We start from the raw sequence: 12031 nt of genomic DNA, 5'->3' as shown, positions 1-12031 counted from the left end.
TGTTATCACTCATATTTCTCTTTATAACCAAGCAGCCTGGCTAGGGGGGAAAGGATCTTAAAGACGGTTTTCTGCACGGGCCATGGTGGATTTACCACCTGAATTTCGTTCTGATAATTGAGCATTGGAAGAGACATCCGAACCAAGTTAGGCGTCCCTTTTGCGCTAAGCTTGCCGTCTCTTGCAAGAGCGAAATAGGTACGGAAAAATCCTTCAATTTCCAGTGCAGGTGTAAATTTTTGAATCGTATGCGCTTCTTCAGCATCTTCATTCCAGAAATAATGGGGGAGCCCCGCAGGAATCTCCAAGCGCTCTCCTGGTCCAAGAACGCGGGTTTCGCCGTTTATATGGAAGTGGATTTTGCCTGTAATCACTTCTAATGAACTTGTTTGTCTCGGATGAATATGTTCGGGTTCTCGTTCTTTCGAGGGGGGATTAAAGCTTTCAATTTCCAATAAGGCACCATTCGTCTCTTTCCCGGTCGTACGGAAAATCATTCTTTGTCCGCTGCGGGGATTCGTTATTTGTCTGTCAAGAGTTGTCATGACAGCCTCCTTATTTATGGTCATAGTCAGCTAACGCGGGAGTCATTCCTCGTTGTAATCCCAAGAAAAGACGACACCCAGCTTCATGGTATCCCTTCCAATTGTGTATCGTCAATACGCTCAGCCAATTAACAAAATTAAAATAATTGGGGAGGAATTTTTATGCCGATCAATTTTCACGATGATAAGAACAAGGCTACATATACGACAAGGATCGCTGACGATACTTGGGTGAAATTCATTGAGAAAAGGATGGAAATTCGCAATAAAGTAGTGGCAGATATCGGTTGCGGCGGCGGCATATACACGAAAGCCTTTAGTGAGATGGGGGCAAGCCATGTTACTGGCGTTGACTTTTCGAAGGAAATGTTAAAAGGGGCTGCGGACAACTGTAAGGAAAAGGAGAATATTACGTTGGTGTTAGGTGATGCTATTAGTTCCAATCTACCATCGAATACCTATGACATCGTGCTGGAAAGAGCTTTAATCCATCATTTAAATGATCTAGTGGCTTGTTTTAAAGAAGCAAATCGTACGTTAAAAACGAATGGACTTTTTATCATTCAAGATCGGACCCCAAAAGATTGTACACTTCCAGGGGATGCCAATCACCTTAGAGGCTACTTCTTTGAGAAATTTCCTCAATTGATTGAGAAAGAAGTTGCTCGGAGACATACGTCAGATCAAGTGCAAATTGCACTTGCAGCAAATGGATTTGAACTGCTAAATGAGACGCAACTTTGGGAAACAAGACGTGTTTATGAAGAGTTGGGAGCGTTGACACAAGATTTGCTGCAACGAACAGGGCGTTCTATTCTTCATGAAATTACGGATAGTGAGCTTCAGGAATTAGTCATATTCCTTACAAATAAGCTTGAACATACAACGCTTCCTATTGTCGAAAAAGATTCATGGACCGTATGGATAGCCACAAAAAAATAGAGGCTAGTAAGCCTCTATTACTTATTTGTTGCCCACAGTTAATTTTCATATACATCGCCGCTATTCGTGATTATGCATCCAATCGTCAGATCCGTTTCCAATTTAGGATAATAGTCTTGACGCCAGTTCGCAAGCTGATCGAAGGGCAGCTTGTTCCTGAAATATTGCCCAGTCCCTAAAGCATCTGAACCTATCGTTTTTAGCTGACCGAAGAGTTCTTCATAACGCTTTATCATATCTTTGGCAAAGGCTTCCTCGATTTGTTTTTCATTCAAACCACCGTTGTTTTCAATAAGTTGCAAGGACAGCTGCATATTCATATGAAGTACGGGATGTTCATCACGCCAATCCGTATATATGCGGTTTTTACATTTTACTATGGCTACGCTTGCCCGATTCGTTACTTGAACAACAGAACCTTGAAACAATTCTTCGTATAAGTTGATTAACAGTGATTGTTCCTTTTTAATTTCCCCTTTCATTTTCCCTTTGGCCATGACTGCAGACCCTAGGAACTCCAGCATTGTTGATTTTCCCGATCGCAGAATAGGGATGGTGACATCTTCCGTGTCAGAGTGCATAGCGCCAAAAATTTTCCAAACATAAGCTAAATTAATTTCAGGACTCCATCCTGCGTTTTTATTGAAAAAATTCATGAGTGCGCTTCCGTCCGTTTGGATGACACGACCTGTATGCGCTAGAAAAGCCCCGATTTCCTCCGAGGTGATGGCTACAAGCGCTTTGGTAGGGAGCTGCTGGCTTCTCGTGATGAAGGCTATCGCTTCTTGAATCCCATCTTCCGCAAGTGCACGATCTATTACGATTAATTGCACGTGCATAAAATCTATTCCGGCTTCAATATCTGTATCAATATCAGTAAGTGCTTTACTAATCGTGTCGGCTTCTTTGTAGTAAACTTTAGATGATAATCCTTGTTTTTCAGGATATGGAATTTGAATGTGAATTCTGTATTTACTCCCTTTCCCATAGGAAATACCCATGACAATAGGTAAAACCCGGTGATTAACGTCTTTAATATCCCAACAGCCGGTTAACAATACTGCGCATGTGAGTAGTAGAGCGCCAGTCTGAAGCTTACGCATCATTTTTGAAAACCTTCTTTCTAAACGCTCTTTGAATGAAACCACCTCGGAGATAGACAGCAATGGGGATCGCCAAGAAGACAAAGATACGGAACCCAATATCGGATGCGTAGATCTTCACGTAGGAACTCCAATTTGGAATCATCGCGGATGCAACAAACACAAGTAAGCATAGGACGGGCCTAATATATGTCTCTTTCCATCCTGGTATCATTTTGCGAACTAACACAGATGAAGCCCAAAGCGCATAGGAGGTTATTACTAGCACGAAAGCAAGCAGAGCAACGGCATAAAATAAAGAGATCCGATTAAATATGGACCATGTAAGATTGACGGTATCAATACTTGTTACCAGTGGGAAATTCATTAATGTTGCCGCGTTGACACCAAATACAAGCATTGGAATATAGATGATGACCACATACAGCACAGTCAATGGAATCATTGTAATCAGAAGAGGCTTCAACTGTACTTTTATAACAGGAGGCAGCATACCCAGAAGAAGAAAAGGGCAAATCGTAAATAAGGGAACGAGGAACTCAAAATGCTGCATAAAGTCAAAGCTTGTATTTACAAGTGGAAAGATGTTGGTCAACCTTGCATTAACGGAACATCCCAGTAGGGCAAATAAAAGAGCAGGGAAATGCAGAAATGACAATAAGGTGCTAGCTCTTAAGATACCTTGGGGGCCAATAGAAGCTCCAAGCAAGGTAATAGAAGAAAGTAATATCAAAATTGAAATTAACGGTGATCGGACCACGAATACGATAATCATGAGCTCAGCAAAGCCGCGAATTCCCATAACTCCGATCATGAGAATATACAGAATAAGTGGCAGAAGCAGGGCAGTACTAACCCATCTACCGAGAGGAAGAAGTAGATCAGCATAATCCAAATTCCCTGCTTTGTTCAAACCCTTCAACAAAATGACCATGAGGATTAATTCAATAAGCATGTACATAATGGCTGGTTCCCAATGTCCATATTTCGTCGTATGTAACATCGCTCTTGGAAACAGCAGAAATATGATACTGCAATGAGATCCGATGAAAAAAAAGGGGACTGTTAACATTGAAATCCATCGAGAACTCATAGGCTGGCGTCACTCCTTTTCAGTTGTTAGGTTTGTCTTAATTTTTTGAAATCAAAAAAGTTCATGAACGGTATACCGAAGTGTTCAATTCTGCATACGTAGAAACAAATCGCTATAAAACCAGCGAACAAACCGAATACACCAAAAATGCTGGAGAGTACAACGATAACTGCTCTCATAATTCGTAGATTCAACGTGTTTAAGTAATTAGGAAAAGCAAAGGTGGCCGTAACGGAAATGGACAGCACAATGATGACAAGACTGCTTACCAATTTTGCATCGACAATGGCTGTTCCAAGAACGATGCCTCCGATGACTGTAATGGATGCTGCAATACTCTTGGGTAACCGCTGTGTGGATTCAATACTGATTTCGCTAACAATTAATAAAAAGGCCATTTCTAAAAAAGTAGGAAGCGGAATGCCGATTCGGCTGCTTGCTACAGAGAGGGCGAGTTCGATCCGCAGTGTTTCCGGATTTACGGAGACAAGAGCTACATAAAGACCAGGGGTCAACAAAGAGACTAGCAGGCTCATTAAACGTAAGGAACGGAGCGCAAACATAATGATCAGGGGAAGTTGCTTATCCCACTGAATGGAAATAAAGTCGCCAAATAGCAGGGGCAGCACGTAAGCCACGGGCTCTCCATCTATCAACAAGATGACTCGGCCTTTCATCAAGGACGAAGTTGCTTGCATAGGGATTTCCGTTTTGTAAAAAGGTGATAACAAATCAAAACGACTGCAGCCAAGTATTTCCATCAGGTCTTGACCTGTTTGTAAATCTCTGTGTGAAGCGTTCTGCAAATGACTTTTTACTTGTTGCAGCAGTTCCTTATTCACAAACTCTGAATGGTAAATCAAAGACGCCTCTTTCGTTGCTCCTCCTGTAAAAGTAAAACCTTCAGCAATTAAATAGGGCGAATTCAATGTTTTTCTAATGAGTCCAATATTCGTGGTTAACGGTTCCATGAAGGCGACGGCCGGAGCAAAAGGCATCGATTCGTTCTCGGGTTTTTCAATAGAACGGGAAAGAGAAGCGGGAACTCCTTGGAAACTGAATGCTTGTTCGCCCGTGGCATGAAGTAAAACTACCCGTCCCAGTTGAAGCTCACTCATCGCCTCAGGGCTCCAAGGCTTGCCAGCCAATCGCATGCAAATATCATCGTAGGAAACGTTTGACGTAATGCCGGAGTTCCAAATAAACATAATGGTTTCCTGCGAATTCACAACAGAATCATAGTAAACCAACCACATATATTCTGCTCCGAGCTGCAAACGTTCGATTTTCAAATCACGGTGTAGCTCTGCTTTTTTTCCTATGACCTCCAAAAAATTGCTCATGGCTAACCTCCCTGAGATAGTGTTTACTATAAAATGGGAATTATTCAGCGGGCTCCTGCAGGACGCAAGCAATCAAATAAGGGCCTATCATCCAAAAGCAGCTTTGGACAAAGGCCCTTATTCCTATTTACTTCCCAAATTTTTGCTGTAAAAATAGCAGGGCATCTTGAAGCATCTTGGCGGTCGCGCTGTCCACATACTTGCCGTCTTTAATAGCAGCATCAAAGAAAGTCGGATCTTTCAGTTGATTTTGGTTCACCAGTTTCTGAAGCACGGCGACCGCTGTCTGCAGGCTGTTATAGACGGTTTGGTTTTTGAAATAACCTAAATTCCATAATAACCGGAGGAGATCATCCAAATGATCCAGATCCATGATGACCTTTAATACATAGGTACGTACAATCGTATTGCCCGCGCTATCGGTTGCTGTTACTTCAATTGTATGCGAACCTAACCATAAACTAAGCGGTTGAAGGTTCATGTTAGGACTGACAACGATTCCGTCCAGTTGAACTTTTGATGAAGCTACTCCACTAAAAGCATCTGTGATACCAACATTCATGACAATCGGATCCGTCCAATAAACGGTTAACGGACCGGCTATGTTGATTTCAGGAGCTTGTGGATCATAACGTACTTCCGCAGAGCGGCTAGCTTCTTGATTGCCAGCGATATCCGTACTGTAGTAGTGGATTGTGTTCACACCGTAAGTGTTTACTGTTACTGATGTTCCGGCGCTTGGCGTTCCACCGTTTAGGGAATAAAAGGTCTGTTGTACACCACTTAATGCATCATAGGCCGCTAATGTGACGGTTTGTGGTGTCCGCTGCCATCCCTCTAATGAGGAATGAATGGTAGTTGGAGCCGTTTTATCGATGCCTATAATCAAATCTTTGGGCACTTCCTCGTTATTCATCGTATCAATGGAGCGGTATTGGATTTGGTAAATCCCTTCATCGGCGAAAGTGATCGGCTGATCAGTGATAGCCTGCCAAGTCTCAGCTCCTCCCAGAATGCGGTACTCGGTCCGCTTTATGCCTACCCCGACAGTCGGATGTGCGACTGTAAAGGCGACCTGCACATTTTGCTTATTAAATGTGCCAGAACCCGTTGCTCCGTTCGCTGTCGCTGTGGTTACAGGAGGGGAGACGTCCCGCTTAGTTACTTGGAACGTTATCTCTTTGGTGTTGTTCGTACGATCCATCTCCGTGAAGCGCCCGATATCATTAATATTGACGCTTAATTGGTAGGTGGCTTCTCCATTGGGCACTTCCCAATACCCGTTTTCACCCCCTGCGTTCGTATACAGCGTAGCAGTGCCGCCAACTGGAATGGATTGATTGTACGTATCCGTATAGCCGAACGAACCCCCGTTCAAACCGAATACGGCTCCAGTAATTTGACCGGCAGGGGTGGGAAGAAGCCCCACATTTTTCACGGTGACATAGAAACGTACACCTGTTTGCCCGGCATAAGGACCGGCTGGATCTGTTCCAAGGTCGGTTACGATTAAATCAGGGCCAGGTGTCAGGGGCTGGCGTTCCAAGCTCAAAAATTCAAACGATTGATGTATAACACGGCCGTTTTTAGCGACAACTTTGATGATATGGTTTGCCATGGGGAGGCCCGTTTTTTCGAAAACCAGCTTCTTTGCGCCCTGTGTGTTTGCTGTTTTCAAATCAACCGTTGCCTGCAGGACATCGTCTATATAAACATCTGCGACTCCCAAAGTAGACTCAATATCCGAATACCAACGAATTCCCGTGCCTCTAAAAGCCATGGCTGCGTAATCGCCAGGTGTTGACGTTTCATGAAGATCAGCACCATTTGCCCCTGAACCGAAGGTAGCAGAGGAGTAATACGTATTGGGACTGGAATGAACGACATTTGTCCACAGGTTCTGAGGCGTTTCATCCAAAAGACCTTCCGTCAGCTCGAACCAATCGAAGTAAGCAAACACATTATCGGTACTCTTGACAATGGAAAGCACAAGATTGCTTACGTCCGCAGGCATCATGACATTGTATTCGATTGTTGTATAGACGTTAGGCTCCGTTCCGGGCAAATCAATGGAGCGAATCAACTGATTGTTGATCGTGAGATTGACCTTCTTATTCGCTGCAGAGCTATATTTGAGCTTAAGAATATAATTGGTATTTGCTTTGACAGGAGGCTTCAGCAAATTCATTCTTCCTTGCGTGTAATACATCCCGACAAATGTGCCATGATGTGTCACACCTTCCAGCTCCGTTTGCTCCGATTCCACATGTAAAGCTCCCGTAGATGTCGTTGTAAAAGGGGAAGAAGGTAAAGTTAAGGATGATATGGCTATAGGGGCGCTCGGCAAGGATTCATTGCCCGAATCATCATAAGCGATAAGCGTATAAGAGTGAGCGCTTTCAGGACTCACATCTTGATGTGAGTAGCGTGTGACTGCTCTAGGAAGCTTTGCAAGCAATACGCCGTTATCGTAAAGCTTATAACCGGCCACTTCTGCATTATCCGTAGAGGGCTGCCATGTCAGCTTAATTTGTTTATAAGAAACGGCCCGCGCTTGCAGCGTAGGTGTACTCGGTATGGCATTCTCGTATGGCGTCAGGATGTATTGAACGGCTTCACCGGGCTGAATCGTTTCCGATAATTGCGCGCCCGAAGCGGCGTCAATGATACTAAAACTGCGAGCAGCCGCATACGTGTTGCCTGCACCAAAACGTTCTGCCGCATACTGAACGTTAGCAGGCAGGGTAACGTTCACATTCATCGTGACCGGAGTCGTTTCGAAATTCACAAAGTTAAGCAGAATTTTGTTGGATTTAGCTCCGGTACTGCTCACACCAAGCGTTGATGTATCCACCGCACGGAAGTAAGCTTTTTTCCCGGCAAGCTCATTCTGATTTGTGTATACATAAAGGAGGGGTTTGCCATGCGTACTGTAGGCAAGCGCCAAGCGGCGGAAAATCTTCAATCGCGTTTCATCGGGCTCGCTCGCATTAATCCATGCTTCCGCATCGTCAGCAGAATTCATCACGATATCTTCTTTGAGCAGGCTGTACTCTCGGAAGTAGGCGGCATGCTGCATAATGTAATCCAGATAGCCAATCGTACTGCGCGTTTCGCGATCGAAGATGGAGGCGAAGCGATGGGTGAAGGTGTCATACCGGTTATTATCCGTATGAAAATCATTAGCACCGGTTTCACTCATCATCATCGGTTTAGCCAATCCGTCCCCCTGATAATCCGGAAAGGTTTTCTGTGTCTCTACAAGAGCGCCGCCATCACCACTTGAAATGCCGCTTAACGTATAGCTGTGACCGTTTGTCAAATCGGTGTAATCTTCGATTTGCTTGCGATAGGCGGGATCTCGCTCCCAGCCATCCGGAATGCCTTTGGATGGCCAGTAGGCCCAACCTGGAGAAACCGCTTTCAACCAAGGGTTTAACAATGGCTTTTGCTCGCTAACATACTTGGCCAGCGCCAAGTCAGCGGCAAAGGCATTGTTGAACACCCCAGGTTCATTATCCAGCTCCAGGTAGTCAAATAAATCCCCATTTTCTGCAATGAGATTGTTGTAGTATTCTTTCAGTTTTTCCGGGACAACGCCGGCCGAGAGCTCCGGGTCTTTGATGTAGGTTCCGAAAGGCAGCAGCACGGGGGCCAAATTCAAGTCCCGCAAGGCAGTCAGCCATTCACGCGAAAATTGGCTGCTGCGTATGACGTTTCCGCTGTAGGCAAGCCCCAGCCACTTCGTTACTTCCATCGTTTGCAAGTCACGGTCTTTCAACACATGCGACACTAACGCCGTTCCCAGACGGATATACCGGCCGTGAATGGGTTCTGTTGCTGGAGCCGCCAAAGCCTCAAGTTTGGCATAATCCCACTCAAACCAATGGAATTCATCACCTGCAGTTCCGGCATACAAACCGCGATCCAAGGAGAGCTTCAGCTCATTAGGTCCAACCCTTAGCATTTCCTTAGGAATATACAGCTCGTAAGTTTCTTTGAATTTCCGATTCGTATTTCCTCCGGTAAGGCCGACAATTTGAATTAATCCGGCCATCGTATCATTGGAAAAGACAGCTAACTGTGGAACGGATACATACGCATCCAAGCTCCTGAAGCTGAATTGCACACCATAATCCGGAATTGCGGCTAAGTTGTAAGTAATCACCATCGTACCGTTGCGGTTAAGCTTTAAGCCTTTGGATACCGAACTCCAATCAGTGCGGGTTGCCCAGTCCGAAGGGAGGTTGATGGATTCCGTAGGAGACGATGAATAGTCGCTAAATTCAGAAGAGAGCTGATCATCAAGCCCTATCCGCCAAAGCAACGAATACGCAGGAGTTGGCTCTACAACTTTAATTTGCGTGTAAAAGGTAGTTGAGAACAAGATCTTGCCTGCAGGTTGCGCCGAAGTCTCTTTTAACCGAACCTGAATTTGTCCGGTCGTGTAATTGATATTCTCCAGCTGGAGCGGGTTCATGGATACCGTTTGCCATGAGTTGCCGCGATCCGTGCTGTATTCATAGGCGGCTAGATCCGAGTACCCGGGAACAGGCGTCCACCCGAATGTGTTTGCTGTGTCGTCCTGGACGGGATTTGTTGGCGCATCCGGCAGCACATAAGGTGTTAAGTAAGCACCGGGTATCACTTGTTGGGCCATACCCGGGCCTTGCCAAGCGACAGCCAAATTATCATTCGAGGTGTTTTCTTTGTGCAGCGCCTCGATATAATATCTTTTGCCTCCTAATAACGGAATGATCACGGATTTCTGAGTAGGAGACTTGTTCCACTCTCTGGGCTTGGCGAAAACCGTGTTCCATGCGATTTTCTCTTTGTGTGCAGGATCGCCATCCGGACTCAGCCATAGTTCTGAGCTGTCATCCGCAGCAATCCAGAAGGTGTAACCGCCGCTAACCGGCGGCGTCAGAAAACCATAAACGCGCGAACCATAAAGATCCCCGGTATTATTGGGGGTCTCAAAGCTGGTGAGGACCCTCGAACCCGAAGGAGGCGCCTTTACTGGGATTTGTTCGACTTTCCCGCCAGGAATATTGTTCCAATAGTCCTGCGTGATACCTGTTCCCGAAGCACTGGCACGGTAAGCAGGGAAGAGAGGGAGCAGCGAGACAATGATTGCCGACAGAAGGATTGAAACAAGGAGTTTTGACTTGTGTAGGGATCTCATAATTACCTCCAAATGAATGAGATTATCAATAGGATTCCCTAATCCTATCCGGGGTCCACGTCATGTGTAGGCGGTGCTCCGACTCTGCTAACCTAAGAGCACCGCTACTCCTTCGTTTTATTTCAATTCATTCTGTGATTGTTCAGCGAATTTGTATAGATCATCAATGCTGAATATTTTGGTTTTGTTGTTCTCGTACCATTTGGCATAATAGTCATCGACTTGCTTGCCGCCGGCCTTTTCCCAAACATCTTTGGCATCTTTCACCGCTTGCTGTGCGGTATAGCCGGGGCCGCCTACCAAAGCTTTCAACCAAATGTCACCTTTGTCGATATTGTTGGACTTGCTGGTGCTTTTGACAATCGCTTGCAGGTCATCCGGCAAGACCGGCAGGAAGTCGTTACCGAGCGAAGGAACCGGACGATCTTTATTGATATAAATTTCTTTGGATTTGAGATTGATATCGAGCAGTTCTTTTTGCGTAGGCACTTCAGGGCGAAGATTCACGAGATACACTTCCGCGCATTTGCCGAGCAGTAAATCGGATCTCATCATGTTCAAATCGTCGGTGTAAAGCTCCTTCTTATTCTTCTCCGTGTCGATAGGCTGCAAACAGCCATTCGAGCCTTTTTGTGAATGCGTACCTTCGATGCCGTTTTTCAGCAAACTGGCGTGCTCGGGATCCACCATCCAGTCTATATATTGCATAATCGCTTTCGGATCTTTGGCTTTGGCGTTGACGACACCGACCATTTGCACAGGTGTGCTGATAATCGGGCTGAATTGGCCGTACTGGCTTTTCGGTAATGCGATGGGAATGACCTTCGCCGTAGGGTTGTTTTTCTTCAAAGTTTCATAGTTCGAGATGGTAAACCAGGCACTGTCGATCGCAAAAATCCCCAATTTACCATTCATGAAATCCTGGATGCCTTTTTGTCCGTTTTTATCCGTGAGAAAGTCCTTATCCACTAAACCGTTGTCAAACAAACGTTTCTGGAATTCGACAGAAGCTTGGAGACGGTCCCAATCATGGACGAAAGCACCGTTTTGTTCAGCCCAATCGATTGAACGCCCAAAGATATGGCTAATCACGGAGAAGCCGACACCGCTCAGGTTGATACCGAACGTATCCTTTTTACCGTTGCCGTCCGGATCTTGGTTCACGAAGGCATTGGCCACATTGTATAATTCTTCGGTCGTCGTTGGGACTTGCAGATTCAGTTTCTCCAGCCAATCCTCACGGATTAAGAGACGATGATGTGGAGCCACGACATTCAAACGTCCAATTTCATACAATTTGCCGTCTTCCTTAGTTCCAATCTTGCGCAGCAAAGGATACTTTTCGAGAATTTGTTTGTAGGTCGTGCTGTATTTGTCAACCATCTCATCAATCGGCATCAATAGTTTCTGCGAATACCAGCTGTTTCTGTAATTGGCATCATACTCCAGAATCAAGTCCGGTGCGCTTCCTGAGGCAAACAAGGCATTAAATTTCGGGAACGACTCCCAGCGGGGGACGGGTGTATACTTCACATCCACGGGACCGTTCTTGTTGATCCAATCCACCCAACGATTTTTATCCCAGTTGCCTTCCTCCGGTGGGATATTTCCCCGATCATACACGGAAACGTTAATCGCTCCTCTTTTCGCAGATTCGGCTCCTGGGGTTGTATGGGGACTTGTTAATGCCCCTGGATCGTCTACTTTGGGAGTGGAGCAGCCTGCCAAGACGGCGGCACAGACGAGTGTGGCAAGTATGGCTTTCCGATGACCCTTTGGTACCATGAACATGGAAATACCCCCTTAGATAATTCGTTTTC

At 45.5% G+C, this 12031-nt stretch carries 7 protein-coding genes; 1 reads left to right on the top strand and 6 read right to left on the bottom strand.

From position 1 onward, the window contains the following. Positions 1-5: 5 nt before the first annotated feature. Positions 6-545 (bottom strand): cupin domain-containing protein, encoded by a 540-nt coding sequence (locus RQP52_RS08550; RefSeq protein WP_315950823.1) that lies wholly within the window; start codon positions 543-545, stop codon positions 6-8. A gap of 162 nt (positions 546-707) precedes the next feature. Here RQP52_RS08550 and RQP52_RS08545 point away from each other — a divergent pair, with 162 nt between their 5' ends. After that, positions 708-1487 carry a class I SAM-dependent methyltransferase gene (locus RQP52_RS08545; RefSeq protein ID WP_315950821.1) on the top strand — a complete coding sequence of 260 codons (780 nt, stop codon included), beginning with the start codon at positions 708-710 and terminating at the stop codon, positions 1485-1487. A 38-nt stretch (positions 1488-1525) separates the two neighbouring features. Here the strand turns inward: RQP52_RS08545 and RQP52_RS08540 are convergent, their stop codons facing one another. From RQP52_RS08540 to RQP52_RS08520, 5 genes are all read right to left on the bottom strand, one after another. Next, positions 1526-2593: a Ger(x)C family spore germination protein gene (locus RQP52_RS08540; protein ID WP_315950819.1), complete on the bottom strand. Its 1068-nt coding sequence runs from the start codon at positions 2591-2593 to the stop codon at positions 1526-1528. Further along, positions 2583-3683: a GerAB/ArcD/ProY family transporter gene (locus tag RQP52_RS08535; RefSeq protein ID WP_315950817.1), complete on the bottom strand. Its 1101-nt coding sequence runs from the start codon at positions 3681-3683 to the stop codon at positions 2583-2585. The genes RQP52_RS08540 and RQP52_RS08535 overlap by 11 nt, the downstream gene beginning before the upstream one ends. A 26-nt stretch (positions 3684-3709) precedes the next feature. Beyond that, the gene (locus tag RQP52_RS08530) at positions 3710-5026 is read right to left on the bottom strand and encodes a spore germination protein (RefSeq protein ID WP_315950815.1); all 1317 of its coding nucleotides are present in this window, start codon (positions 5024-5026) and stop codon (positions 3710-3712) included. A gap of 127 nt (positions 5027-5153) precedes the next feature. Then, positions 5154-10211: an OmpL47-type beta-barrel domain-containing protein gene (locus tag RQP52_RS08525; RefSeq protein ID WP_315950814.1), complete on the bottom strand. Its 5058-nt coding sequence runs from the start codon at positions 10209-10211 to the stop codon at positions 5154-5156. A 117-nt stretch (positions 10212-10328) separates the two neighbouring features. Then, complete coding sequence (locus RQP52_RS08520; protein ID WP_315950812.1) at positions 10329-12002, bottom strand: extracellular solute-binding protein; 1674 nt, start codon at positions 12000-12002, stop codon at positions 10329-10331. Between the last annotated feature and the right edge of the window lie 29 nt (positions 12003-12031).

Source organism: Paenibacillus violae (genome assembly GCF_032461945.1).
GTDB classification, from domain to species: Bacteria; Bacillota; Bacilli; order Paenibacillales; family NBRC-103111; genus Paenibacillus_E; species Paenibacillus_E violae.
The sequence above is the reverse complement of the archived record's forward strand: the minus strand, read 5'-3'. Positions and strand labels throughout refer to the sequence as shown.